Source organism: Micromonospora sp. S-DT3-3-22 (assembly GCF_015354745.1).
In the GTDB taxonomy this organism is placed as follows: Bacteria; Actinomycetota; Actinomycetes; order Mycobacteriales; family Micromonosporaceae; genus Micromonospora; species Micromonospora wenchangensis.
In genome coordinates this window covers 26,980-52,320 of record NZ_JACGMO010000042.1, presented here as the reverse complement: position 1 = coordinate 52,320, position 25,341 = coordinate 26,980, and the positions used below count along the sequence as shown (strand labels likewise).

Here is a 25,341-nt window from a genome sequence, read left to right as displayed (position 1 = left end):
CTGAGCCGGCCGGCCAGCCCCGCGTCGGCGGCGATCGCGGCCCGGTGCCGGTCGGCCAGCGACCGGGCCTCGGCCGCGAGGGGTTCCAGCGGGTCGGGCGGCGGGGTGGGGTCGTCGCGGTCGAGGAGACCGCACCCGGTCAGCGGTACGGCGGCGACGCCGACCGCCAGGAGCGCGCCGGCCCGCAGCACGGTACGCCGGGACTGCCCCGTTCCGTCGTGGTGCGTCGTTGTTCTGCCCGTGGCCACCGGACAAGTCAACACCATGCCCGCCGTCCGCCGGGCGACCGCCGTCGGTGCGCCGCCGGGGCCGCCGTACCGACGGCGCGTTACGCTCTGCGCAGCCACCGGCGCTGCCGCCCCGGTGGCGTCCCGGCGTGCCGGTCCGACGACCGCCGCCGACCAGGAGAAGGGTGCCCAGATGACGCAGCGTGGCCGTGCCACCAGGCCGACGGCGCCGGCGGGACGCTCCCGTCGCACCGACGGCCCCCGGGGCGGCGACCGTGCCGGCGCATCCCGGGGTGACCTGGCCGCCCGTCGCGACCGGTTGCGCGCGGTGATCGAGCCGGTGGTCACCGGGGCGGGCTACGACCTGGAGGACGTCTCGGTCTCCCGGGCCGGCCGCCGGCACGTGGTCCGGGTGATCGTGGACGCCGACGGCGGGATCAACCTGGACGCGGTCGCGGTCGTCTCCCGGGCGGTCTCGGCGGCGCTCGACGCGGCCGAGGAGTCCGGCGGGGACATCGTGGCGGGGGAGTACCAGCTGGAGGTCAGCTCCCCGGGGGTGGACCGCCCGCTGACCCTGCCCCGGCACTGGCGGCGCAACGCCGGCCGACTGGTCAAGGTGACCGTACGGGCCGGGGAGCCCGCCGTGGACCGGCAGGTCACCGGGCGGGTGGCAGCGGCCGACGACGAGCGCGTGGTGCTGGAGACCGAGTCCGGTCCGGTGGAGCACCGCTACGCCGAACTGGGCCCCGGCCGGGTGCAGGTCGAGTTCCACCGCCTCGACGAGATCGACGAGGCGGACGAGATCGACGAGGTCGGCGACGACACCGACGAAGATGACGACGATGATGATGTGGAGGACGAGGAGAGGTGAACATCGACCTCGCGGCGCTGCGCGCACTGGAGCGCGAGCGGGAGATCCCGTTCGACACGATCCTCGCGGCGATCGAGACCGCGTTGCTGACCGCCTACCGGCACACCGACGGCGCCGAGTCGCACGCCCGGGTGGAGATCGACCGGAAGAACGGGGCCGCCCTGGTCTACGCCCAGGAGCTGGACGACGACGGCAGCGTGGTGCGGGAGTGGGACGACACCCCGCACGACTTCGGCCGGATCGCGGCGATGACCGCCAAGCAGGTGATCCTCCAGCGGCTGCGGGAGGCCACCGACGAGGTGCACTTCGGCGAGTACGTCGGCCGCGACGGCGACCTGGTCACCGGCGTGGTGCAGGCGCACGAGGCGCGCAGCGAGAAGGGCATCGTCAGCGTCGACCTGGGCAAGCTGGAGGGCGTGCTGCCGCAGTCCGAGCAGGTGCCCGGCGAGCGGTACACCCACGGCGAGCGGATCCGCTGCGTGGTGGTGCACGTGACCAAGGGGATGCGCGGGCCGCAGATCACCCTGTCCCGGTCGCACCCGGCGCTGGTGAAGAAGCTCTTCGCGCTGGAGGTGCCGGAGATCGCCGACGGCACCGTGGAGATCGGGGCGATCGCCCGTGAGGCGGGTCACCGCACCAAGATCGCCGTCCGGTCCACCGTGCAGGGCGTGAACGCCAAGGGCGCCTGCATCGGGCCGATGGGCCAGCGGGTCCGCGCGGTGATGAGCGAGCTGCACGGCGAGAAGATCGACATCATCGACTGGTCGGACGACCCGGCGACCTTCGTCGGCAACGCGCTCTCGCCGGCCAAGGCGCTGCGGGTCGAGGTGGTCGACCTGGCCACCCGTACGGCCCGGGTGACCGTCCCGGACTTCCAGCTCTCCCTGGCGATCGGCCGGGAGGGGCAGAATGCCCGACTTGCCGCCCGGTTGACCGGTTGGCGGATCGACATCCGGTCGGACGCGGAGCAGGCGGGCGCCGGCGGTCGGGGTGGTGCCGAGTCCGTCCCGGAGCCGGGCGGAGCGATCTCGGGCGGCTAGGGGTAGACTTCTTCCAGTGGTACGACGCGCGCATCCGGAGCGCACCTGTGTGGGTTGCCGGAAACGTGCGCCGGCCAGCGAACTGCTGCGGATCGTCGCGGTCGGTGACGAGGATGGTCACAGTCTCCGGCCTGATCCGAGCCGCAGTCTGCCGGGTCGGGGAGCGAACATGCACCCGGATCCGGCCTGCTTCGCGCTGGCGGTGCGGCGTCGCGCCTTCGGGCGGGCGCTGCGACTCACCGGGGTCCCCGATCACGGTGCCGTCGCGGAGCACGTCGATGCGCCAACCACTACGTCCGGTCAACCCGATCGGGCGAGGGTCGCTAGCAAGGTAGGACGACCGACATGAGCACACGATGAAGTCCCTGAAATGACCAGGCTTCAAGTGCACGAGTGAGGTCGCTGCGGGTGCTGCCCGCACGACCTCGGAGTGAGGAGTGCAGTGGCAGGTAAGGCCCGCGTACACGAGCTTGCTAAGGAGCTCGGGGTCGAAAGCAAGACAGTGCTCGCCAAGCTGAAGGAAATGGGCGAGTTTGTGAAGTCCGCGTCCAGCACCGTCGAGGCGCCCGTCGCCCGACGGCTGCGTGGCGCATTCGTCGCGTCCGCCGGTGGTTCGTCGGCACCGTCCGCTCCGGCGGCGGCCCCGAGCCCGGCACCGACCCCGACGCCGCCCCCGACCCCGGGTGCCCCCCGGGTCTCGGCTCGACCGATGCCGCCCCGGCGGCCGGCCGCGCCGACCCCTGGACCGAAGCCCAAGGGCCCGGTCCCCGGCCCGCCGCAGCCGGTGACCCCGGTCGCCAAGCCGGCGAGCGCACACGACATCGAGGTGGCCGCCGCCGAGGCTCGCGCCGCCGCCTTCAACGCCGAGCAGGAGGCGGCGGTCAAGGCCGCCCAGGCCGCCCGGCAGCAGCAGCGGGACAACGTCCGGCGGGAGCCGCCCACCGAGGGTGGCCCGCGTCCGGGTCCGCGTCCCGGCCCGAACGCGGTACCGCCGCGTCCGGGCACCCCGGCCGCCGGCCGGCCCGGTGGTCCCCCGGCGGGCCCCGGTGCCCGTCCCGGTGGTCGTCCCCCGGCGCGCGGCGCCGGTAACAACCCGTTCGGCATCCAGGGCGGCCAGCAGCAGCGGCCCCCGGCGGCCGGTGGCGGCGGTCCCCGGCCGAGCCCGGCCGGTATGCCCCCGCGGCCGAGCCCGGCCTCGATGCCGCCCCGGCCCAGCCCGGCCTCGATGCCGAGCCAGCGGCCCACCACGGGTCGCCCCGGCGGCCCCGGTGGCGGTCGTGGTGGCCCCGGCGGCGGCGCCGGTCGTCCCGGTGGCGGTGGCGGTGGCTTCCGTCCCGGTGGCGGCGGTGGCGGTGGCTTCCGTGGCGGTCCCGGTGGCGGCGGTGGCGCCGGCGGCGGCGGCGGCTACCGTGGTGGCCCCGGTGGCGGCGGTGGCGCTCCCGGCGGTGGTTTCCGTCCGGGTGCCCCGGCCGGTGGCGGTGGTCGTCCCGGTGGTGGCGGTCGTGGCCGTGGCGGCGGCGCCGCGGGTGCCTTCGGGCGTCCGGGTGGCCGGCCGACCCGTGGTCGCAAGTCCAAGAAGCAGCGCAGACAGGAGTTCGACAACCTGTCGGCCCCGACCATGAGCTCGGGCGCGCCCCGGGGTCAGGGTCAGGTCGTCCGGCTCTCCCGTGGCGCCTCGCTGTCGGACTTCGCCGACAAGATCAACGCCAACCCGGGTTCGCTGGTCCAGGAGATGTTCAACCTGGGCGAGATGGTCACCGCGACCCAGTCCTGCTCCGACGAGACCCTGCTGCTGCTCGGTGAGCACCTCGGTTTCGACGTGCAGATCGTCAGCCCGGAGGACGAGGACCGCGAGCTGCTCGCGCAGTTCAACATCGACCTCGACGCCGAGGTCGCGGAGGACCGCCTGGTCAGCCGTGCGCCGGTGGTGACCGTCATGGGTCACGTCGACCACGGTAAGACCAAGCTGCTCGACGCGATCCGCAAGGCGAACGTGGTGGCCGGCGAGGCGGGTGGCATCACCCAGCACATCGGCGCGTACCAGGTCCACGTCCCGCACGAGGGCGAGGACCGCGCGGTGACCTTCATCGACACCCCGGGTCACGAGGCGTTCACCGCCATGCGTGCCCGTGGTGCCCAGGTCACCGACATCGTGGTGCTGGTGGTGGCGGCCGACGACGGCGTCATGCCGCAGACGATCGAGGCGCTCAACCACGCCAAGGCGGCCGAGGTGCCGATCGTGGTCGCGGTCAACAAGGTCGACAAGCCGGAGGCGAACCCCGACAAGGTCCGCCAGCAGCTGACCGAGTACGGCCTGGTCGCCGAGGAGTACGGCGGCGACACCATGTTCGTCAACGTGGCGGCCAAGCCGGGCATCGGCATCGACGAGCTGCTGGAGGCGGTCCTGCTGACCGCCGACGCGTCGCTGGAGCTGACCGCTCCGATCGACGGGCCGGCGCAGGGTGTGGCCATCGAGGCGCACCTGGACAAGGGCCGCGGCGCGGTGGCGACGGTGCTGGTGCAGAAGGGCACCCTGCGGGCGGGCGACTCGATCGTCGCCGGTGGGGCCCACGGCCGGGTCCGCGCCATGCTCGACGAGAACGGCAACCAGGTCGCCGAGGCCGGTCCGGCCCGTCCGGTCCTGGTGCTCGGTCTGACCGCGGTGCCGGGTGCGGGTGACACCTTCCTGGCCGCCGAGGACGACCGCACGGTGCGGCAGATCGCCGAGCAGCGGCAGGCACGACGGCGGGCGGCGTCCTTCGCCAACTCCCGTGGCCGGGCCACCCTCGAAACGCTCATGGAGCAGCTCAAGGAGGGCGAGAAGACCTCGCTCAACCTGGTGCTCAAGGGCGACGTCTCCGGTTCCGTGGAGGCCCTCGAGGACGCGCTGTTCAACCTCGACATCCCCGAGGAGGTCCAGCTCAGGATCATCCACCGGGGCGTGGGTGCGATCACCGAGAGCGACGTCATGCTCGCGAGCGCCTCGTCCGAGGCGGTCACGATCATCGGCTTCAACGTGCGGGCCGCCAACAAGGTCCGCGAGATCGCCGACCGCGAGGGCGTGGAGATCCGGTACTACACCGTCATCTACCAGGCCATCGAGGAGATCGACGCCGCGCTCAAGGGGCTGCTCAAGCCGGAGTACGAGGAGGTCGAGCTGGGCACCGCGGAGATCCGCGACGTCTTCCGCTCGTCCAAGATCGGCAACATCTCCGGTTGCATCGTCCGGTCCGGCATCATCCGCCGCAACGCCAAGGCGCGGCTGCTGCGGGACGGGGCGGTCGTGGCGGACAACCTCACGATCAGCTCGCTCAAGCGGTTCAAGGACGACGCGACGGAGGTCCGCGAAGGCTTCGAGTGTGGTCTGACTCTGGGCGGTTTCAACAACGTCCAGGTCGGCGACACCATCGAGACCTTCGAGATGCGGGAGAAGCCGCGCGCCTGATCCGGCGCTGACACGGTGCTCAAGGGGTTTACGCCACCCGGCGTAAACCCCTTGAGCATGTCCGGGCCGGTTCCGTAACGTCCGTGGCGATGTATACCGGAACCGCACTCTTCGACCTGCTCCTGCCGGGCGACTCCCGCTCGCTCAAGGCGAAGCGCTCCTACGTCCGGCCCATCGTGGCGGCGCTGCGCCGGTTCGAGGTGTCGGCCGCCGAGGTGGGCGCGCTCGACCTGCACGGTCGGGCCGAGATCGGGGTGGCCGTGGTGGCCGCCGAGGCGACCCACGTCCGCGACGTGCTCGACTCCTGCGAACGCCTGGTCGCCGCCCGCCCCGAGATCGACCTGCTCTCCGTCCGTCGCCACCTCCACACCCCCGAAGACTGACCCCTCTCACCGCTTCCCCCGCCCTGTCGCCCCGCCCCGTCTGCCCTCGGTGATCAAGAGGTTTGCGTCAGCTTCGATCTTCGGGTTGACGCGAACCTCTTGATCAGTTGACGCAAACTTCTTGATCACCGGGGTGGGGCGGGGTGGGGTGGGGCATAGGCGGGGGCGGGAAGTGGGGTGGGTGAGGGAGGTGGGAGTGAGGGGTGGGTGGGCGGGGTGGGGGCGGGCGGGTGGGGGTGGCGCGCGGGTAGTGTTCGAGGTGTTGGGTGGTTGGTCCCGGTGACGCCCGCGTCGCCGCTCCGGCCGCGGAAGGAACGCCCTGGAGGTGGGGGACATGACTGATCCGGCCAAGGTTCGCCGGCACGCCGAGCGGATTCGCGAACTGGTCGCCTCGGTGGTGCGGAGCCAGATCAAGGACCCCCGGCTCGGGATGATCACCATCACCGACGCCCGGATCACCGCCGACCTGCGCGACGCCACCGTCTTCTACACCGTCCTCGGTGACGCGGCGGCCCAGGCCAGCACCGCCGCCGCACTGGAGAGCGCCAAGGGCATGCTGCGCAGCACCGTCGGCAAGGCCCTCGGGCTGCGTCACTCGCCCTCGCTGACCTTCGTCCTGGACGACGTGCAGGACCAGGTCAAGCAGATCGACGACCTGCTCGCCCAGGCCCGGCACGCCGACGCCGAGGTGCAGCGGCTGGCCGCCCAGGCCAAGTACGCGGGCGACGCCCAGCCGTACCGGGTCGACGACGAGGACGACGAGACCGACGACGACGTCACCACCGACCCGTCCGCGACGGACCGGCGGTGACGGCCGCCCCGGGCACGGCCGACGAACTCCGTACCGGGTCGCCGTCCACCGGCCCCGGCGAGGACGACTGGGCTGCCGCCGTCGCGGCGGTACGTGGCCTGCCGGCCGACTCCCGGGTGCTGCTGATCTGTCACGTCAACCCGGACGGTGACGCGCTGGGCAGCATGCTCGGCTTCGGGCTGGGGCTGCGCCGGCTCGGCGTACACCGGTTGCAGGCCACCTTTCCGGGGCCCCCCGAGGTGCCGGAGCCGTTCCGCTGGCTGCCGGGGCTCGACCTGCTGGTGCCGGCGAGCGAGGCGTACCCGGACCCGGATCTGGTGGTCTGCTTCGACGCCGCGAGCGAGTCGCGGCTCGGTGACCTGGTCGACCGGCTCGACACCGCCGGCACCTCGGTCGTCCTCGACCACCACGCCTCGAACACCGGCTTCGGCGCGGTACGCCTGGTCGACCCGGCGGCGGCGGCGACCTCGGTCGTCGCCGAGCAGTTGCTCTCCCGGCTCGACGTGCCGCTGGACGCCGAGATCGCGACGGGCCTCTACGTCGCGTTGACCACCGACACCGGTTCGTTCCGGTTCGCGGCCACCACCCCCGAGGTGCACCGGCTCGCCGCCCGGCTGCTCGCCACCGGCCTGCACCCCGGCGACATCTCCCGCCAGGTCTTCGACACCCGGCCGTTCGGCGCGGTCCGGCTCTTCGGTGAGGTGCTCGGCCGGGCCCGGCTCGAACCGGAGGCCGCCGCCGGTCACGGCCTGGTCTGGACCAACGCCACCCTCGACGACCTGGCCCGGCACGACCAGCAGCCGTACGTGCTGGAGTCGCTGATCGACTCGGTCCGCTGCACCGCCGAGGCGGACGTCGCGTGCGTGCTCAAGCAGGTCGGGCCGGTCGAGTGGGCGGTGTCGATGCGCAGCAAGGGCGCCGTCGACGTCAGCGCGGTGGCGGTGGCGCTGGGTGGCGGAGGTCACCGCTTCGCCGCCGGTTTCACCGGATCGGGCGACGCCGAGCAGGTCATCGCCCTGATCAGGGCGGAGTTGGCCGGTGCGCTGACCGGTGGCCCCGCTCACGCCGACGGGTGTCGGCCTTCCCGCACACGGTGACCCCGGGGAGAATCGGACGATGGAGCAGCCGCACGAGATCGCCGTGGACGTCTCCCGCGCCTGGGACAGGCCGGTGGTCACCGTGCCGGTGCTGGCCTGCCTCTCCCTGGTCGGTGGGCAGTTCCCGTCGTTCTCGGCACAGGCCAACATCTGGACGCTGGGCACCGGCGGCGCGCTGATCTGGCTCGGCCTCGGCAACCGGGTGCAGCGTCGGCCGGCACCGCGCCGGCTGGGCCGGGGCACCGTCTGGTGGCTGCTTCCGGCGGCGCTGTTCGGGGTGCTCGAAGGGGCCACCTTCGTCATGGCGGTCGGCGACGAGTTCCCCACCTTCTCCCGCCTGGCCGATCCGCTGCTGGAGGACGAGTTGGTCCGCTCGGCGGCCTGGTTCGCCTGGCTGGCCGCCTTCTGGGGGCTGGTACGGCGATGATGCGCACCCTCGCCATCAGTGGCTTCCTCGCATCGCTGGTGCTCTTCGCGGCCGTCGAGTGGGCCGCCCGCCGGGAAGGTTCCCGGATTCCGTCACTGGGCGACGTCTGCGCCTACGTCATGCGGTACGAGGTCGGTCCGGTGCCGGTCGGCCGGATCGGCGTGTTCGGGTTCTGGTGGTGGCTGGGCTGGCACTTCCTGGCCCGCTGACCGACTCCACCGTCGGGTCCCCGGCCGCTCCGGGCCGGCCGCGAGCGGCGACGCGGACCTGCCTGGGCCGGCCTTCGGCTGGGTGGCCCGGGTCTGGTCCGGCCCGGTGTTCGTGGCTGTTCCGGGCCGATCTCTCCCACCCCGTGCGCGTGTGCGGTCTGCCCAGCTCGGTCCGTGCCGGGTTCGGCCCGCCCGGTTTCGCATCCCGTGTCTGGTCCGGCCGCTTGAAGCAACGTCCTGTGCCGGGTTCGGTCGGTTCAGCGGTGCCGTCCCGTGGTCGGCGTGGCCTGCTCGATCGGACGTGTCACGGGAAATCGGCCGGGGTCCAGGTGCTGTGCGGTGCGGGTGTTCGTGCCGGGCAGGCCGGTTCGGGGTGTTCTCGGGGTGCTTGCCGGGCCCGTCCAGATGACGGGAAGAGTGGGCAGCATGTGGAAAGTAAACGTTAACTTGGGAGGGGCCGACGTCGCGCCGCGACGCAGGTCGCGGGCGGTGGTGCCACACCCGGTGCCGCCTCCCTCCAGGGTCTGACCGACCCGGGCTCACGCTGCCAGGCGAGCCGCTCCGGTGATCCCGGGCTGCCTTCCCGGCGCTCAGCAGGACCGCCCGTCTGGGCCACCTGTTCGGTGGTCCACACCCTGGAAGGACACCGCCATGGCGACCAAGCCCAAGACCGAGACCACCGACGAGGCCCGCGAGCAGATGCGCCGCGCGTTGCAGACCTCGATGGACACCCGTCAGTGACCCTGCCGCACCGGCGGTGACCCCGCCGCCCGGCTGAGTTCCGCTCAGCCCGGCCCCGGTGCCGTGCTCGGTTACGCCCAGCCCCGCTCGTTGCCGCCGGCCCCACGCGGCTCGGCCCCGGGCCGGGGCCCCGGCGCCGGCCCGGGTCAGCCCTGGCCCAGGTGTAGCCCCGGCCCGGCCGTAGCGCCTGCTCCGGGTCGTCTCCACCCGGGTGCGGGATCGGCCCGGTCCCGCACCGGCTGCGCTCAGTTCCACCCCGGCCCGTCTACTCTGGCCCGGCCCCGGCTCCGGCCGCGTTCAGCGCGGCCAGGCCGAGCCGGGCCGAGCCGCGCTCAACCGGCCCGACCAGACGGTGTCCGGGAACATCGCTTCGAGCCGCGCTCAACCGGCCCTGCCAGGCGGTGTCCGGGGGCCGCTCGCTTCGAGCCGGGTTCAACCGGCTCCGCCGCGCCGTGTCAGAGGCCGCCCGGCTCCAGGCGTGTTCGACCGGCCTGCTCACGGTGGTGTCCCGAGGTCCTCGGCCAATTCGTGTTCAACCTGCGGCGGTCGACACGACACCCACCAGCCGGCCCGGTCAGGCGGTGCCCCGGGATGGGCCGGCCGTGCCCAGAAGGCGCCCCGCCGAGCCGTGCCCAAGAGCCGCCCCGCCAAGCCGTGCGGGGAGCAGGCCGTGTGCCCAGTCCGGCGCAGCGAACCCGGTCGTAGGTAAGGCAAGGCAGGCCAGTCGGGCCCGCCACAGCCAGACCCGCCCGATCAGCCTGGCTCGGCCCGCGTCTGCCTGGCCGGCGCGGCCTGCCTCGACCGCGCCGGGCGGAACCCGCCCGTCCGGGCCGGGCTCTGCAAACCCCGCCCCGCTGAACCGGCCCGGCTCGGCCGAAACACTCCGCCGCCCGCACGCCCCACCCCGTCTGAGCGTGCGTCGCCGGGCCGGTTCCGTCGACCATCGTTCGGTAAGTGATGCCAAGGCTTGCGTTCCTTACGGCAGGCATGCCAGGATCGGCGGCGATGAGCCAGCCCACCGCCACCGCCACCGCGCTCGCCTCGCCGCGCCGGATCGCCGCGCTCGCCCTTCCCGCCCTGGTGGTGCTCGCGGCCGAACCGCTCTACGTGCTGGTCGACACCGCCGTCGTGGGGCACCTGGGCCGGGTTCCGCTGGCCGCGCTCGCCGTCGGCGGCACGGTGCTGACGCTCACCGCCTGGCTCGGCACCGTGCTGGCGTACGGCATCACGGGGCGGGCGGCCCGCCGGTTCGGTGCCGGTGACCGGGCTGCGGCGCTGGCCGAGGGCGTCCAGGCGTCCTGGCTGGCGTTCGGGGTGGGCGTGCTGGTGGCCGTCGGCATGCAGTTCGGCGGTGACGCGCTGGCGCGTACCCTCGCCGGCGGCGGTGGCGAGGTGGCCGACACCGCCGGGCGGTGGCTGCGGATCGCGGCCCTCGGCGCGCCCGGCCTGCTGCTGGCCGCCGCCGGCAACGGCTGGCTGCGCGGCATCCAGGACACCCGCCGCCCGCTGCTGTTCGTGCTCGGGCCGAACCTGCTCTCCGCGCTGCTCTGCCCCCTGCTGGTCTACCCCGCCGGGCTCGGGGTGACCGGTTCGGCGGTGGCCAACGCGATCGCCCAGACCGTTTCGGGTGCCCTCTTCGTGGGGGCGCTGCTGCGGGAACGGGTGGGCCTGAGGCCCCGGCCGGCGCTGATCCGCCAGCAGTTGGTGCTCAGCCGGGACCTGCTCATCCGGGGGCTCGCCTTCCAGGCCAGCTTCCTGTCCGCCACCGCCGTCGCCGCCCGGTTCGGTGCCGCCGCCGTGGGGGCCCACCAGATCGCGCTGCAACTGTGGTTCTTCACCGCGCTGCTGCTCGACGCGTTGGCGATCGCCGCGCAGGCGTTGATCGGCGCGACACTGGGCGCGGGCGACGCCGCCGGGGCGCGCGCTCTGGCCCGCCGGTTCGCCCTGCTCGGCGGGGTGTGCGGGGTGGCCTTCGCGGTGCTGATCGCCGCCGGGGCCGGCGTCGTGCCGTCCCTGTTCAGCTCCGATCCCGAGGTACGCGAGCAGGCGATGGTGGCGTGGCCCTGGTTCGTGGCGATGCAACCGTTCGCCGGGGTGGTGTTCGCCCTCGACGGTGTGCTCATCGGTGCCGGCGACATCCGCTACCTGCGCAACCTGACCGTGGTCGCGGCGGTCGGCGGCTTCCTGCCGGCGATCTGGCTCTCCTACGCGTTCGACCTCGGTCTGGGCGGCATCTGGGCCGGCCTCACCCTGCTCGTGGTGATCCGGCTCGTCGGCGTCCTGCTGCGGCTGCGTTCCGGCAGGTGGGCGGTGGTCGGCGCGGTGCGCTGACCGGCGCGCGGCGATCCGAGGGCGGTCTCCCGACCGGGAGCACCGTGATCGTCGGTCAGCACTCCTCGCCGTCGCCGGCCCGCCAGCTCTCGTCGTAGACGTCGCCCGTCGGGGCCGGCGCGGTCCGACGGCGCAGCGGTTCGGCCTCGGCCAGCGCCAGGAAGCCCCGCTGCATCGCCGGGCAGCTGGCGTTCTGCAGGGTGACCCGGGCCGAGTCGAGCCAGAGGCCGCGCCCGGCCGGGCTGACGTCGTCCGGGTACGGCACCAGCCACACCACCTCGTCGCGCAGGGTGACCAGCTCCGCGCCCGGCCGGTACGCCTGGGGACGCCACAGGTCGAACGGGTAGGCCCAGACGAACCGCGTGGTGACCTCCAACGCCCGTACCCCGTTGGCAGCGGTGGTGGACCGGTAGGTCATGGTGCCCCGGCCACGCACCTTCTCGTCGCGGTCCAGCCCCGGGTCGGCGCGGTCGGCGATCCGGCTGGCGAAGCCGAGGCCGGCGCCGGAGGCCAGGTCCCGGCGGGCGGAGTCGCGGTTCTGCGGGGCGAGCACGGCGAGGAACCCGTCGGGATCGCCGTCCAGCATCCGGGGTTCCACCCGTCCCTCGACCAGTGCCCGACGGACCCTCGCCAGCCCGTCGGTGACCTGCCTGGCGGTGAACGGCCCGGTCCGGTGGGCGGCGGGCGGCACGATGGCCGCCGCGCCCTCGGCGTACGCCTCGGCCGGGGTGGCGACGAACGGGCCGAGACTGTTGCCGCTGTCGTCGGTCGGCCGGGGAGCGGGCGGCGACGTGCCACCCCGACGGGGGAGCAGCGGCGCGCCCTCGTGCGCCCGCTGGACGAAACGGAACCCACCCAGGGCGAGCCCGCCGACCAGCACCAGCACCAGCAGGACGCCCACCGTGCCGAGCAGCGTGCCGCCGTACCGACCCCAGCGCAGCCGGAGCCGTTCCGAGCGGGTCAACTCGTGCTCCACCTCGGTTTCCCGCATCCAGGACGGAATCCGGACCGGCTCGTCCGCGGTGGCGACCGCCGCTCGGTCGGGGGATGACCGGGCGGCATGGGGTGGATCAGCCGGTGTCGGGCCGTGGGTCACGAGGTGTTCCCTGGGTCGGAGGGGGAGGGGCGCATGATCCTCGCACCCGGTCCGTCGCGGCGCTGTCCCGTCCGGGGTCACGGACGCGGACCGGCCCCGGGGCGGGGGCGACGACGGGTTCAGAGGGTGCCGGCGCGCATCCGGGCGAACAGGTAGAGCGCGCCGCCGACCAGCAGGCTGGCCAGCGTCGCCACCAGCACGAACGAGACGATCCCGGCGACCACCGGGTGACGTTCGCTGAATCGGCTGCGGTCGCGCCACCGCCAGAGCGACAGGCGTGCCCGGCGGAGCGTCGGCACGGCCTCGACCAGCTCGGACAGCCGCCGGCCGAGGGTACGACGGGGCGGCTCCGGGTGACGCATCCACTCGGGGAGTTCGACCCGGGCACGGTGCTCGGGCGGGGGCGGCGTGGTCATGCTGCTCCTGACGGGTGACGGGGGTTCTCGTGGTGTGACGGCATTGTGCCGTGCGGTGGCGGGCGGGGTGGACCCGTCTGGCAGGCTTGGCGGTCGTGAACGGTGACGGTCTGATCGTGGTCGACAAGCCTGGCGGCATGACGTCGCACGACGTGGTGGCGCGCATCCGCCGGTTGGCCCGTACCCGCCGGGTCGGGCACGGCGGCACCCTCGACCCGATGGCGACCGGGGTGCTGGTGATCGGGGTCGGCCGGGCCACCCGGCTGCTGACGTACGTGATCGGGGCGGGTAAGAGCTACACCGCGACGGTCCGGCTCGGCCAGTCCACGGTCACCGACGACGCCGAGGGTGACGTGATCGCCGCCACGCCGGCCGGTGCGCTGACCGACGCCGCGATCCGGGCCGCGTTCGTGCCGTTGACCGGCGAGATCGACCAGGTGCCCAGCGCGGTGAGCGCCATCAAGATCAACGGGGAGCGGGCGTACAAGCGGGTCCGGGACGGCGAGCAGGTCGAGCTGCCCGCCCGGCGGGTCACCGTCTCCCGGCTCGACGTGTCGGCGATCCGCCGGGACACCCCGGACGTGGTCGACGTGGACATCGACGTCGACTGCTCGTCGGGGACGTACATCCGGGCGCTGGCCCGGGACGCGGGCCTGGCGCTCGGCGTCGGCGGGCACCTCACCGCGCTGCGGCGTACCGCTGTGGGCAGTTTCACCCTGGCCGAGTCGGCCACCCTCGCAACGCTGGAGCAGCGCGCGCCGGAGGTGGTCACCCTGCCCCTCGACACCGCCGCCGACAGGTACTTCTCCCGTCGGCAGGCCAGCGCCGACGAGGCGAAGGTGCTCTCCCACGGCGGCCCGCTGGACCCGGTGGGCATCGCCGGACCGTACGCCGTCTTCGGACCGGACGGTGGCCTGATCGCTATCGTCAGCGAGCGGGACGGCCGGGCCCGCGCGGAGATCGTGCTCGCCCCGGCCTGACCGGGCCGCCGGCCGGCACGGCCGGACGGTACGGCGGGGACGACGGGCGCGGGGACGACGGCCGGGACGACCGGCGGCGTGGGTACGGGTGTGAGCCGGTCAGCGGCGGAGCAGGGAAGGAGCGGCATGCAGCGGTGGCGGGGGTACGAGGCGGCACCCGGTGACTGGGGGCGGTCGGTCGTCACCATCGGCGTCTTCGACGGCGTGCACCGGGGGCACCAGGCGACCATCGGGCACGCCGTGGCGCGCGCCCGTGAGCTGGGCGTACGGTCGGTGGTGGTGACCTTCGACCCGCACCCGGCCGAGGTGGTCCGCCCCGGCGCGCACCCGGCCGTGCTCACCGAGCCCACCCGCAAGGCGGAGCTGATCGAGGCGCTCGGGGTCGACGTGCTGTGTGTGGTGCCGTTCACCGCCGAGCTGTCCCGGCTGCCGGCCGAGGCGTTCGTGCACGACATCCTGGTCGAACACCTGCACGCGGCGCTGGTCGTGGTGGGGGACAACTTCCGGTTCGGGCACCGGGCCGCCGGGAACGTGGCGCTGCTCGAACAGCTCGGCGGGACCTTCGGTTTCGGGGTGGAGAACGCCCCGCTGGTCGCCGCCGACGGCACGGTCTTCTCCTCGACGTACATCCGGGCCCGGATCGAGGCCGGGGACGTGGCGGCGGCGACCGCCGTGCTCGGCCGGCCGCACCGGCTCGAAGGGGTGGTGGTGCTGGGCGACCAGCGCGGCCGGGAGCTGGGCTTCCCGACCGCCAACCTGCGCTGCCCGCCGCACGCGGCGGTGCCCGCCGACGGGGTGTACGCCGGCTGGCTGGTGCGCGGGGGCATCGAGCGGCTGCCGGCGGCCATCTCGATCGGCACCAACCCGACGTTCGCCGGCCGGGAGCGCCGGGTCGAGGCGCACGTGCTGGACTTCGCAGGCGACCTGTACGGCGAGCACGTCGCCCTCGACTTCGCCGCCCACCTGCGTGGCCAGATCCGGTACGACGCGATCGAGCCGCTGTTGGTGCAGATGGCCGAGGACGTCGCGCGGACCCGGCTGGCGGTCGCCTGACCGGCCCGGCGGGGTGGGTCGACGGGCCGCCGTCACCCGCCGCGTGGGCCTTGACCGGGCGGTTCCGCGACGGGCTGGTAGTGTGGCGGTGACGTCGGATGACCGACGCGGGGCCTCGCGTGCCTGCACGACGCCGCGGGTGCGAGGTTCGTCCGTCTCCGGTCCACGCGGACCCGAACGACGGACATCAGTTGTCAACCCACCGAAACAGGGAGAACATGGCGCTCGACCAGGAAGCCAAGGCCAAGATCCGCTCGGAGTACGCGACCGCCGAGGGCGACACCGGTTCGCCGGAGGTGCAGGTCGCGGTCCTCACCAAGCGGATCGCGGAGCTGACCGAGCACCTGAAGGTGCACAAGCACGACCACCACAGCCGCCGTGGGCTGCTGTTGCTGGTCGGTCGGCGCCGTCGGCTGCTCAACTACGTCCAGAAGAAGGACATCAACCGCTACCGGTCGCTGATCGAGCGACTCGGCCTGCGCCGATGACGTGACGGGGGAGCGGCCACCGGGCCGCTCCCCCGTTCGGGCACCACCACGAAGAAGAGGGCCGCGCGACCACCCGAGAGGGAGCCGGTCAGCGTACCGGTCTCCGGTAGTGGCCCCCGGGCATCCCGGCAACATGCCGGCCACCCGGGCGCTTCGATCGAAGACCGGCCGTCTGAGCAGCTCCGGTGTCGTGGGCCCACGACGCGAAGGAGTACCGCCGCACATGACCGAGACCAACCTCGGCACCGAATCCCGCACCGCCGTGATCGACAACGGGTCCTTCGGCACCCGTGAGATCACCTTCTCCACCGGCCGGCTGGCCCGCCAGGCCGCCGGCTCCGTCATCGCCCAGCTCGGCGAGACGGTCGTCCTCTCCGCCACGACCGCCGGTAAGCACCCGAAGGAGCAGTTCGACTTCTTCCCGCTGACCGTCGACGTCGAGGAGCGGATGTACGCCGCGGGCCGCATCCCCGGCTCGTTCTTCCGTCGCGAGGGCCGGCCCAGCGAGGACGCGATCCTCACCTGCCGGCTGATCGACCGGCCGCTGCGCCCGTCGTTCGTCAAGGGCCTGCGCAACGAGGTCCAGGTCGTCGAGACCGTCCTCGCGCTCGACCCGCAGCACCCGTACGACGTGGTCGCCATCAACGCGGCCTCGATGTCGACGAAGCTGTCCGGCCTGCCGTTCTCCGGCCCGATCGGGGCGACCCGGGTGGCCCACGTCGAGGGCCAGTGGGTGGCGTTCCCGACGCTGGAGGAGCTGTCCCGGGCCACCTTCGACATGGTGGTGGCCGGTCGCGCCCTCGAGGACGGCGACGTCGCGATCATGATGGTCGAGGCCGAGGCGACCCCGCACGCGGTGACCCTGATCGCCGGTGGCGCGACCGCCCCGACCGAGGAGATCGTCGCCAGCGGCCTGGAGGCCGCCAAGCCGGCGATCCGCGAGCTGTGCCGCGCGCAGAGCGAGCTGGCCGAGGTGGCCGCGAAGCCGGTCACCGAGTTCCCGGTGTTCCTGGACTACCAGGACGACGTCTACCAGGCGGTGGCCGAGCTGGTCCGCGCCGAGGTGGCCGAGGCGCTCCAGATCGCCGGCAAGGCCGACCGTGAGGAGGCCCTGGACCGGGTCAAGGCCAGGGTCGCCGAGGAGCTGACCGGTCGTTTCGAGGGCCGGGAGAAGGAACTCTCCGCCGCCTTCCGCTCGCTGACCAAGTCCGAGGTCCGCAACCGGGTGCTGCGTGAGCAGGTCCGCATCGACGGCCGGGGCCCGCGCGACATCCGGCCGCTCACCGCCGAGGTCGGCGTGCTGCCCCGGGTGCACGGTTCCGCGCTGTTCGAGCGGGGCGAGACCCAGATCCTCGGCGTCACCACGCTGAACATGCTGCGCATGGAGCAGATGGTGGACACCCTCTCCCCGGAGAACCGCAAGCGCTACATGCACAACTACAACTTCCCGCCGTACTCGACCGGGGAGACCGGCCGGGTCGGCTCGCCGAAGCGGCGGGAGATCGGCCACGGCGCGCTGGCCGAGCGGGCGCTGCTGCCGGTGCTGCCGTCGCGTGAGGAGTTCCCGTACGCCATCCGGCAGGTCTCCGAGGCGCTCGGCTCCAACGGCTCGACCTCGATGGGGTCGGTCTGCGCCTCGACGCTGGCGCTGCTGTCGGCCGGTGTGCCGCTCAAGGCGCCGGTGGCCGGCATCGCGATGGGCCTGATCTCCGACGAGGTGGACGGCAAGACCCAGTACGTGACGCTGACCGACATCCTCGGTGCCGAGGACGCGTTCGGTGACATGGACTTCAAGGTCGCCGGCACGCCGGAGTACGTCACCGCGCTCCAGCTCGACACCAAGCTCAACGGCATCCCGTCGGACGTGCTCGCCGCCGCGCTCCAGCAGGCGAACGAGGCCCGGCAGACCATCCTCGGCGTGATGCAGGCGGCGATCGAGGCCCCGGCCGAGATGTCGGACTACGCGCCCCGGGTCACCACCGTCAAGATCCCGGTGGACAAGATCGGCATGGTGATCGGCCCGAAGGGGCAGACCATCAACGCCATCCAGGACGAGACCGGCGCCGAGATCTCCATCGAGGACGACGGCACGATCTACGTCGGCGCGACCAACGGCCCGTCGGCGCAGGCCGCCGTGGACCGGATCAACGGGATCGCCAACCCGACCCTGCCGAAGGCCGGCGAGCGGTTCCTCGGCACGGTGGTCAAGACCGCCGCGTTCGGCGCGTTCATCTCGCTGCTGCCCGGCCGCGACGGCCTGCTGCACATCTCCAAGGTGGGCGACGGCAAGCGGGTCGAGCGGGTCGAGGACTTCCTCAACGTCGGCGACAAGGTCGAGGTGGAGATCGCGGACATCGACGCCCGCGGCAAGATCTACCTGGACAAGGTCCGGCCGGAGGGCGCCGAGGCGCCGGCCGCCGGTGAGTCCGCCGGTGGCGACCGGCCGGCCGGCCGGGGCGGTGACCGGGGTCCGCGTGACCGCGGTGACCGGGGCGGCGACCGGGGTGGTCGGGCGCCGGAGCGCGGCGAGCGTGGCCCGGGTGGCGGCGAGGGTGGCGACGGCGGCGAGCGTCCGCGTCGGCGTACCCGGCACAGCTGAGCAGTGACCGGCCGGGTGACGACGACGTCGTCACCCGGCCGGTGTGTTCCCCCCACCCCTCGTCGCACGGGAAGCAGGTCTGCGTGAGCCGCGCCCAGCGTTCGTCGTTTCCCCCGGACCGGCGGCCGGCGGCGTCGCCCGTCCGGCACGCCGTCGCCGGGCAGCCCGGCCGCGCCGGGACTCCGTCCCGGGCGGTCACCCGCACGATCAGTGACGACCCGCTGGGCGGCACCGTCCGGCGGACCGTGCTGCCCAGCGGGCTGCGGGTGCTCACCGAGGCGATCCCGACGATGCGCAGCGTCTCGTTCGGCATCTGGGTCACGGTCGGCTCGCGGGACGAGACGGGCCCGCAGGCCGGTGCCGCGCACTTCCTGGAACACCTGCTGTTCAAGGGCACCCACAAGCGCACCGCGCTGGAGATCTCGGCCGAGATCGAGGCGGTGGGCGGCGAGACCAACGCCTTCACCACCAAGGAGTACACCTGCTACTACGCGCGGGTGCTCGACGAGGACCTGCCGCTGGCCATCGACGTGATGTGCGACGCGGTCGCCGACTCGCTGCTGGAACCGGCCGACGTGGAGACCGAACGCGGGGTCATCCTCGAAGAGATCGCCATGCACGACGACGAGCCCGGCGACGAGGTGCACGACCTCTTCGCCCGCGCCGTCTACGGTGACCACCCCCTCGGCCGGTTGATCTCCGGCACCGAGGAGACGGTCACCCCGATGACCCGCCGGCAGATCCAGAGCTTCTACCGCCGCCGGTACACCGCGCCGCAGATCGTCGTCGCCGCCGCCGGCAACCTCGACCACGCCGCCGTGGTCCGGCTGGTCCGCCAGGCGCTGCGCGGCACCCCGCTGGACACCGACCCGGCCGCGCCGGGCACGCCCCGGCCGAACACCCCGGCGGTACGTACGAAGCCGGCCGCCGTCCTGGTCGAGCCGAAGGAGACCGAGCAGGCGCACGTCATCCTCGGCTGCCCCGGCATCGACCGGGTCGACGAGCGGCGGTTCGCCCTCGGGGTGCTCAACAACGTCCTCGGCGGCGGGATGTCCAGCCGGCTGTTCCAGGAGATCCGCGAGCGGCGCGGCCTGGCCTACTCGGTCTACTCCTACGCCAGCCAGTACGCCGACAGCGGCCTGTTCGCCGTCTACGCCGGCTGCGCGCCGGGCAAGGTGGACGAGGTACTCCGGTTGACCCGCGCCGAACTGGCCCGGGTGGCCGCCGACGGGCTCACCGAGGCGGAGGTGGCCCGGGGCAAGGGGATGAGCAAGGGCTCGTTCGTGCTGGGCCTGGAGGACACCGGCTCCCGGATGAGCCGGCTGGCCAAGGGCGAGCTGCTCTACGGCGACCTGATGCCGGTGGACGAGCTGCTGGCCCGGGTCGACGCGGTGACCGTGGCCGACGTGAACACCCTCGCCGCCGAACTGCTGGGCCGGCCGATGTCGCTGGCGGTGGTCGGCCCGTTCGGGGAGCACGACTTCGCCGGCTGAGCCGCCGCACACCCGGTGGACCGGCCGGTGGGACGGTGGTGGTCCGGCGGTGGCCCGCGTCCCGATTGGGATAGGTTGTGCCGCGTGACTGACGAGCAGGAGAAGGGTCCGGGCGGGGCGGTCCGGGTCGGCGTGCTGGGTGCCCGGGGCCGGATGGGCGCCGAGGTGTGCCGGGCGGTCGACGGGGCCGACGATCTGGCCCTGGTGGCCGCCGTCGACCAGGGTGACGAGCTGTCCGCCGCCGCCTCAGCCGAGGTGGTCGTCGACTTCACCACCCCGGACGTGGTCATGGACAATCTGCGCTGGTGCATCGACCAGGGCGTCCACGCGGTGGTCGGCACCACCGGCTTCACCGGGCAGCGGCTGGAGCAGGTGCGTGGCTGGCTCGCCGACCGGCCCGACGTCGGCGTGGTGATCGCCCCCAACTTCGGCATCGGCGCGGTGCTGATGATGCAGTTCGCCGCCCGCGCGGCCCGGCACTTCGAGTCCGTGGAGATCATCGAGCAGCACCATCCGCGCAAGCTCGACGCGCCGAGCGGCACCGCCACCCACACCGCCCGGCTGATCGCGCAGGCCCGCGCCGAGGCCGGCCTCGACCCGGCCCCCGACGCCACCAAGGACGAGGTGCCCGGCGCGCGGGGCGCCGACATCGACGGGGTACGCGTGCACGCGGTCCGCGCCACCGGCCTGCTCGCCCACCAGGAGGTGCTGTTCGGCACCCTCGGCGAGACGCTGACCATCCGGCACGACTCGTACGACCGGGTGTCGTTCATGCCCGGGGTGCTGCTGGCCGTGCGGGCGGTCCGGCAGCGGCCGGGCCTGACCGTCGGCCTGGACCCCCTGCTCGACTAGATCCGCCGCGTCGGCCCGGCCGCCGTGCCCGGTGCGGCCGGGTCCGGTGTGGTGCCGGGTCCGGCGTCGTGTGCGGGTGGCGGCGAATTCGTTGGCGGTGGACCGTCGTGCGCCCCTAGGCTGCCCCGGTGCTGGATTCCGGACATACCGATCGGCTCGGGCGGCGGGTCACCCTGCGTCCGGTGGACGACGACAACTGGCGGGCGGTGGCCGACCTGGCCCCCCGCGACGACCAGCGGGGGTGGGTGCCCGCGCTGGCGGCCCGCTACCTGGTGCTGACCTCGCGTTCCGAGGTGTGGACGTCGCTGGCGGTCCACGCCGACGAGACCGTGGCCGGCCACGTCATGTGGGGCGTGGACGACGACGGGTCCCGGTGGATCGGCGGGATGCTGATCGACGCCGCCGAACAGGGCCGGGGGGTGGGCCGGGCCGCCGTGCGTACCCTCGCCACCTGGCTGGTCGGGCAGGACGGCGGACACCCCGTCCGGTTGTCGTACCACCCGGACAACACGGCCGCCGCGAGGCTCTACGCCTCGCTGGGCTTCACCCCGACGGGGGCGGTGGAGGACGACGAACTGGTCGTCGAGCTGCGCCGCTGACCGGGCGCGGGGTCACTCCTGCTCGATGACGGACAGGATGTTGCCGGCCGGGTCGGTGAACCAGGCGATCGTCGGCCCGTTGTCGCGCATGATCCCCCGGTCGTCCTGCGGCAGCCCCGGGTAGCGCGCGAACCGCACCCCCCGGTCGGTCAGCTCGTCGACCGCCCGGTCGACGTCGGCCACCGGGAAGTTGAGCACGGTGAACGTCGCCGGCACGTGGTCGGCCTTGGGATAGACCACCACGTCCCGGTCGCCGGCCAGGTGCAGCATCAGCAGCCCACCGGGGCCGCCGAGCTGCGACACCCGCAGGTCGAGGGTGCCGGCGTAGAACTCCCGGGCCCGGTCGGTGTCGTCGGCCGAGAACCCGCTGAACGCCTTCGTCTCCCGGAACATGCCCTTCTCCCTCACCGTCGGTGGCGTACCGCCGCCTCCGGTCTACCAGGGCGGGCCGACAGAACCGACCGGGTCAGGGCGTGTCGTCCGGTTCGGTGGGGACCGCGACGTGCAGCCGTACCTGGGGGACGAGCATGTCGTCGACGTCCAGCGCGCGGGCCGCGCCGTCCGGCTCCCAGCCGGTGCTGGTGAGGAACCTACGGGTCGCCTCGTCGCCGTCGAACGTCCAGGCGACCGCGTGGGTGAACCCGTCGCCGCGCCAGGCGTCCACGGCGGCGGCGAGCAGCCGGCTGCCGTGCCCGCGCCGACCCCAGCGCGGCTCGACCAGCAGGTCGGTCACCGCGACCACCCCGGCGCCCAGCGCCGTGGCCGGCTCGCCCGGGGCGAGCGCTTCGGCGTCCGCCGGCCCGGAAGCCGCGAACCCCACCAGATAGGATTGCTCGGCCTGTTCCACGGCGACGAGCACCTGGTGTGCGGCCGAGGGCGGCTCCTGCACCGCCGCGCTCCACCGCCGGGCGAGCCACGCCTCGTCCAGGTTGTCGAGCACGTGCCGGGGCAGCAGCCGACGGTACGCGACCCGCCAGGTCGCGAGCTGCACACGGGCGATCTCGGCGGCGTCCTCGGGACGCGCCGGGCGGACGTACCCCAGAGCCATGGCACGAAAGCCTAGGCCACAGCGAGGGAGACGACGGTGGCGCAGGGGGCCAGGCGGACGGCCGGGCAGGTCGTCGCGGTGGTGGTGCTCGCCGTCGCGGTGGCCGCCTTCCTCTCCGTGGCGGCCGTCCGGCACGGCTTCTTCGACCTGAAGGTCTACTACGGCGCGCTGCACTTCTGGGTACACGACCACGGCGAGATCTACGACTACCTCAAGCCCGGCACCCAGTACGGCTTCACCTACCCGCCGTTCGCGGCCCTGGTGATGCTGCCGATGGCGTACCTGCCGTGGCCGGCCGCGATCACCGTCAGCGTGGCCGCCACGGTGGTGGTCAGCGCGGTGCTGGTGTGGTGGCTGCTCGACCCGGTGGCCCGGCGGGCCGGCTGGACCCGGTGGTTCGTCCTGGCGGTGGCGCTCTGCCTGGCCGCCGCGTTCGAGCCGATGCGGGAGACGGTCAACTTCGGCCAGGTCAACATGCTGCTGCTGTTCCTGGTGGCGGTGGACCTGCTGCGGCTGCTGCCGGCCGGCAACCGGTGGGCCGGGGTGGGCATCGGGCTGGCCACCGCGATCAAGCTGACCCCGGGCGTGTTCATCGTCTACCTGCTGATCACCCGGCGGTTCCGGGCCGCCGGCACCGCCGTCGCCGCCGCCGCGGCGGCCACCCTGCTCGCCGCGGCCATCTTCCCGGACGCCGCCCGGGAGTTCTGGACGTCGGCGCTGTGGAACACCGACCGGGTGGGCGAGTTGGCGTTCGTGTCCAACCAGTCGCTGCGCGGGGTGGTGGCCCGGCTCGACCCGGAGCACCCGAGCACCCTGGCCTGGCTGGCGCTGGTGCTGGTCACCCTGGCCGTCTGGGCGTGGCGCTGCCGGGCCGCCGTGGCCGTCGGCGACGAGGCCACCGGGCTGGCCCTGACCGGCGCGCTGATGTGCCTGGTCAGCCCGGTCACCTGGGTGCACCACCTGGTCTGGTTGATCCCGGCGCTGATCCTGCTGGTCGACAACGCGGTCGCCGCGCCCGCCGGCAGCCTGCGGCGGCGCGCGCTGCTGGCCGGCGCGGTGGTCGGCTACGCGCTGCTGTGCAGCCGGATCGTCTGGGCCTGGGAGAAGGACTTCACCGGGATCGGCGGCTTCCTGGGCAGCAACACCTACGTCTGGATCAGCCTCGCCCTGCTGGTGCTGCTGCCGATCCGCACCTGGGCGGCGCCGGTCGGCGGCCGGCCCGGCGACCCGACGGGACCGGTCGACCCCGGCGTCGGGCGGCGGCCGGCCGGCTCAGCCGGGCAACCGGCCGGTGTAGCGCAGTTCGTCGAGGTGGACCGGGGGACCGCCACCGGCCAGCGGCACCGGGTAACGGGACCGCTCGCCGTCGACTGACAGGCCGGCCCGCTCGTAGAACCGGCGGGCGCGGGTGTTGTCGGCGAGCACCCAGAGCCGGTACTCCCGCCAGCCGCGTGCCGCCAGCCCGTCGCGGGCGGCGGCGAACAGGGCCTGCGCGGTGCCGTCACCCCAGTGCGCCGGCTCGACGTACATCGCCAGCACCTCGCCGTACGCCGGGTCCAGGTCGCCCCGGTCCTGGTTGTTGCGGTACGGCCCGAAGGTGGTGAACCCGGCCGGCAGCCCGTCGACCTCGGCGAGCAGGGTGGTGAACGGGTGCTCCGGGTCGGCCGTGCCCACATCCCGCCGGCGTTGCGCCCACGCCACCGGGTTGAGTCGGACCAGCACCTCGGCCGGCATGATGCCGGCGTACCCGGCCTGCCAGCCGTGGATGTGCACCCGGGCGATCGCCTCGGCGTCGTCGGGCTCCTCGCGGCGGATGGTGAGCATGCGTCCGTTCTATGCCCCGACGGGCGGTCGGTCCAGCGTCCGCTCCGGTGTCGTACCACTGGTCTAGGGTCGTCGGCGATGGTCGCACCGGAATCGCTCTCGCTCGCCCAGGCCCGGCGGATGACGCTCGCCGCCCAGGGTTTCGCCGACCCGCCGCCCGCCGGGGCGCCCACCCGCCGGCACCTGCGCCGGGTGCTCGACCGGGTCGGGCTGATCCAGATGGATTCGGTCAACGTGCTGCAACGGGCGCACTACCTGCCGCTCTACAGCCGGCTCGGGCCCTACCCGACCGGCCTGCTCGACACGGCCGCCTACCGCCGCCCGCGTGAGCTGTTCGAATACTGGGGGCACGAGGCGTCCCTGGTGCCGGTGGGGCTGCACGCCGCGCTGCGCTGGCGGATGGCCAAGGCCCGCGACGACGCCTGGGGCGGGATGCGCCGGATCGCCGCCGAGCAGCCCGAGCTGGTCGCCTGGGTGCGCGACGAGGTGGCCGCCCGGGGGCCGCTGACCGCCGCCGAGATCGAACACGACGCGCCCCGGGAGACCGGTCACTGGGGGTGGAACTGGTCGGCGGTGAAGCGGGCGTTGGAGTTCCTGTTCTGGGCCGGCGAGGTCACCGCCGCCGACCGGACGCCCTCCTTCGCCCGCCGCTACGACCTGCCCGAACGGGTGCTGCCGGCGGCCGCGCTCGACGCCCCCACGCCGACCGACGCGCAGGCGTACCGCACCCTGGTCGCGGTGGCCGCCCGGTCGCTGGGGGTGGCCGCCGAGCCGGAGCTGCGGGACTACTTCCGACTCCCGCTGGCCGGTGCCCGGCAGGCGGTCGCCGACCTGGTCGAGGCCGGTGAGCTGGTGCCGGTGACGGTGCAGGGGTGGCGGCAGCCGGCCTGGCGGCACGTCGACGCCCGGCTGCCCCGCCGGGTCCGGGGCAACACCCTGGTCAGCCCGTTCGACCCGCTGGTCTGGGAGCGGGCCCGCACCGAGCGGCTGTTCGCCTTCGGCTACCGGATCGAGATCTACGTGCCGGCTGCGCAGCGGGTGCACGGCTACTACGTGCTGCCGTTCCTGCAGGGCGAGCGGTTCACCGCCCGGGTCGACCTCAAGGCCGACCGGAAGGCCGGGGTGCTGTTGGTGCCGGCGGCCTGGCAGGAGCCCGGCATCGACCCGGGGGAGACCGCCGTCGCGCTCGCCGCCGAGCTGCACCGGCTCGCCGGCTGGCTCGGCCTGGACGCGGTCGCCCCACCGGCGGCCGGTGACCTGGCCGCCCCGCTGACCGCCGCGTTGCGCAGCCTCACCGGTGTACCGTGAGGC

24 protein-coding genes and 1 pseudogene are annotated in these 25,341 nt (G+C 73.7%); 19 read left to right on the top strand and 6 right to left on the bottom strand.

The window, feature by feature from the left end; genetic code table 11:
* A pseudogene (locus tag H1A17_RS14775) lies at window positions 1–248 on the bottom strand (hypothetical protein); the annotation flags it as partial.
* 172 nt (window positions 249–420) lie between these two features.
* Between H1A17_RS14775 and rimP the strand changes: the two are divergent.
* The 10 genes from rimP to H1A17_RS14725 all read left to right on the top strand — a co-directional run bounded on the left by rimP (window position 421) and on the right by H1A17_RS14725 (window position 11,582).
* Window positions 421–1,098, top strand: coding sequence for a ribosome maturation factor RimP (gene rimP, locus H1A17_RS14770; protein ID WP_145918415.1), 678 nt, complete (start codon window positions 421–423; stop codon window positions 1,096–1,098).
* Window positions 1,095–2,138 (top strand): transcription termination factor NusA, encoded by a 1,044-nt coding sequence (gene nusA, locus H1A17_RS14765; protein ID WP_145918416.1) that lies wholly within the window; start codon window positions 1,095–1,097, stop codon window positions 2,136–2,138. The genes rimP and nusA overlap by 4 nt, the downstream gene beginning before the upstream one ends.
* Window positions 2,139–2,154: 16 nt before the next feature.
* Window positions 2,155–2,487, top strand: a complete 333-nt coding sequence (locus tag H1A17_RS14760) for a YlxR family protein (RefSeq protein ID WP_088647723.1) — start codon at window positions 2,155–2,157, stop codon at window positions 2,485–2,487.
* A gap of 93 nt (window positions 2,488–2,580) precedes the next feature.
* On the top strand, window positions 2,581–5,583 hold the full coding sequence (gene infB / locus H1A17_RS35550; protein ID WP_194822108.1) for a translation initiation factor IF-2: 3,003 nt from the start codon (window positions 2,581–2,583) through the stop codon (window positions 5,581–5,583).
* 89 nt (window positions 5,584–5,672) lie between these two features.
* The gene (locus H1A17_RS14750) at window positions 5,673–5,966 is read left to right on the top strand and encodes a DUF503 domain-containing protein (RefSeq protein WP_088647721.1); all 294 of its coding nucleotides are present in this window, start codon (window positions 5,673–5,675) and stop codon (window positions 5,964–5,966) included.
* 334 nt (window positions 5,967–6,300) lie between these two features.
* Complete coding sequence (gene rbfA, locus H1A17_RS14745; protein ID WP_145918418.1) at window positions 6,301–6,777, top strand: 30S ribosome-binding factor RbfA; 477 nt, start codon at window positions 6,301–6,303, stop codon at window positions 6,775–6,777.
* The gene (locus H1A17_RS14740; protein WP_194822107.1) at window positions 6,774–7,874 is read left to right on the top strand and encodes a bifunctional oligoribonuclease/PAP phosphatase NrnA; all 1,101 of its coding nucleotides are present in this window, start codon (window positions 6,774–6,776) and stop codon (window positions 7,872–7,874) included. Before rbfA ends, H1A17_RS14740 begins: the two co-directional genes overlap by 4 nt.
* A gap of 19 nt (window positions 7,875–7,893) precedes the next feature.
* Window positions 7,894–8,301 carry a hypothetical protein gene (locus H1A17_RS14735; RefSeq protein WP_145918420.1) on the top strand — a complete coding sequence of 136 codons (408 nt, stop codon included), beginning with the start codon at window positions 7,894–7,896 and terminating at the stop codon, window positions 8,299–8,301.
* Window positions 8,301–8,510, top strand: a complete 210-nt coding sequence (locus H1A17_RS14730) for a DUF6186 family protein (RefSeq protein ID WP_194822111.1) — start codon at window positions 8,301–8,303, stop codon at window positions 8,508–8,510. The genes H1A17_RS14735 and H1A17_RS14730 overlap by 1 nt, the downstream gene beginning before the upstream one ends.
* Window positions 8,511–10,256: 1,746 nt before the next feature.
* Window positions 10,257–11,582: an MATE family efflux transporter gene (locus tag H1A17_RS14725; RefSeq protein ID WP_145918421.1), complete on the top strand. Its 1,326-nt coding sequence runs from the start codon at window positions 10,257–10,259 to the stop codon at window positions 11,580–11,582.
* Window positions 11,583–11,637: 55 nt separating this feature from the next.
* Here H1A17_RS14725 and H1A17_RS14720 read toward each other — a convergent pair whose 3' ends face one another.
* Window positions 11,638–12,573 carry a hypothetical protein gene (locus H1A17_RS14720; RefSeq protein ID WP_194822106.1) on the bottom strand — a complete coding sequence of 312 codons (936 nt, stop codon included), beginning with the start codon at window positions 12,571–12,573 and terminating at the stop codon, window positions 11,638–11,640.
* Between the two features lie 224 nt (window positions 12,574–12,797).
* Window positions 12,798–13,094, bottom strand: a complete 297-nt coding sequence (locus tag H1A17_RS14715; RefSeq protein WP_088645572.1) for a hypothetical protein — start codon at window positions 13,092–13,094, stop codon at window positions 12,798–12,800.
* 95 nt (window positions 13,095–13,189) lie between these two features.
* Between H1A17_RS14715 and truB the strand changes: the two genes are divergently transcribed.
* The 7 genes from truB (at window position 13,190) to H1A17_RS14680 (ending at window position 21,158) form a co-directional block, all read left to right on the top strand.
* Entirely contained in the window at window positions 13,190–14,074 is an 885-nt protein-coding gene (gene truB / locus H1A17_RS14710; RefSeq protein WP_145918423.1) for a tRNA pseudouridine(55) synthase TruB, read from the top strand.
* 126 nt (window positions 14,075–14,200) lie between these two features.
* The gene (locus tag H1A17_RS14705; protein ID WP_145918424.1) at window positions 14,201–15,127 is read left to right on the top strand and encodes a bifunctional riboflavin kinase/FAD synthetase; all 927 of its coding nucleotides are present in this window, start codon (window positions 14,201–14,203) and stop codon (window positions 15,125–15,127) included.
* 218 nt (window positions 15,128–15,345) lie between these two features.
* Entirely contained in the window at window positions 15,346–15,615 is a 270-nt protein-coding gene (gene rpsO / locus H1A17_RS14700) for a 30S ribosomal protein S15 (RefSeq protein WP_067302624.1), read from the top strand.
* 223 nt (window positions 15,616–15,838) lie between these two features.
* Window positions 15,839–18,214, top strand: coding sequence for a polyribonucleotide nucleotidyltransferase (locus H1A17_RS14695; RefSeq protein WP_145918425.1), 2,376 nt, complete (start codon window positions 15,839–15,841; stop codon window positions 18,212–18,214).
* Window positions 18,215–18,420: 206 nt separating this feature from the next.
* Complete coding sequence (locus tag H1A17_RS14690) at window positions 18,421–19,707, top strand: pitrilysin family protein (RefSeq protein WP_194822110.1); 1,287 nt, start codon at window positions 18,421–18,423, stop codon at window positions 19,705–19,707.
* Window positions 19,708–19,791: 84 nt separating this feature from the next.
* On the top strand, window positions 19,792–20,559 hold the full coding sequence (gene dapB, locus H1A17_RS14685; RefSeq protein ID WP_145918426.1) for a 4-hydroxy-tetrahydrodipicolinate reductase: 768 nt from the start codon (window positions 19,792–19,794) through the stop codon (window positions 20,557–20,559).
* A 128-nt stretch (window positions 20,560–20,687) separates the two neighbouring features.
* Window positions 20,688–21,158, top strand: coding sequence for a GNAT family N-acetyltransferase (locus H1A17_RS14680; protein WP_194822105.1), 471 nt, complete (start codon window positions 20,688–20,690; stop codon window positions 21,156–21,158).
* Between the two features lie 12 nt (window positions 21,159–21,170).
* On the opposite strand, the gene H1A17_RS14675 is transcribed toward H1A17_RS14680, so the two are convergent.
* Together H1A17_RS14675 and H1A17_RS14670 are read right to left on the bottom strand one after the other, a co-directional pair.
* Window positions 21,171–21,551 carry a VOC family protein gene (locus tag H1A17_RS14675; RefSeq protein WP_194822104.1) on the bottom strand — a complete coding sequence of 127 codons (381 nt, stop codon included), beginning with the start codon at window positions 21,549–21,551 and terminating at the stop codon, window positions 21,171–21,173.
* A 73-nt stretch (window positions 21,552–21,624) separates the two neighbouring features.
* Window positions 21,625–22,206, bottom strand: a complete 582-nt coding sequence (locus H1A17_RS14670; protein WP_145918429.1) for a GNAT family N-acetyltransferase — start codon at window positions 22,204–22,206, stop codon at window positions 21,625–21,627.
* Between the two features lie 36 nt (window positions 22,207–22,242).
* Between H1A17_RS14670 and H1A17_RS14665 the strand changes: the two genes are divergently transcribed.
* Window positions 22,243–23,580, top strand: coding sequence for a glycosyltransferase 87 family protein (locus tag H1A17_RS14665; protein ID WP_145918430.1), 1,338 nt, complete (start codon window positions 22,243–22,245; stop codon window positions 23,578–23,580).
* On the opposite strand, the gene H1A17_RS14660 is transcribed toward H1A17_RS14665, so the two are convergent.
* A complete protein-coding gene (locus H1A17_RS14660; protein WP_145918431.1) occupies window positions 23,479–24,030 on the bottom strand; it encodes a GNAT family N-acetyltransferase in 552 nt (183 codons plus the stop codon). The genes H1A17_RS14665 and H1A17_RS14660 overlap by 102 nt on opposite strands.
* 78 nt (window positions 24,031–24,108) lie before the next feature.
* On the opposite strand from H1A17_RS14660, the gene H1A17_RS14655 reads away from it, so the two are divergent.
* On the top strand, window positions 24,109–25,338 hold the full coding sequence (locus H1A17_RS14655; RefSeq protein WP_194822103.1) for a winged helix-turn-helix domain-containing protein: 1,230 nt from the start codon (window positions 24,109–24,111) through the stop codon (window positions 25,336–25,338).
* Window positions 25,339–25,341 lie beyond the last annotated feature (3 nt).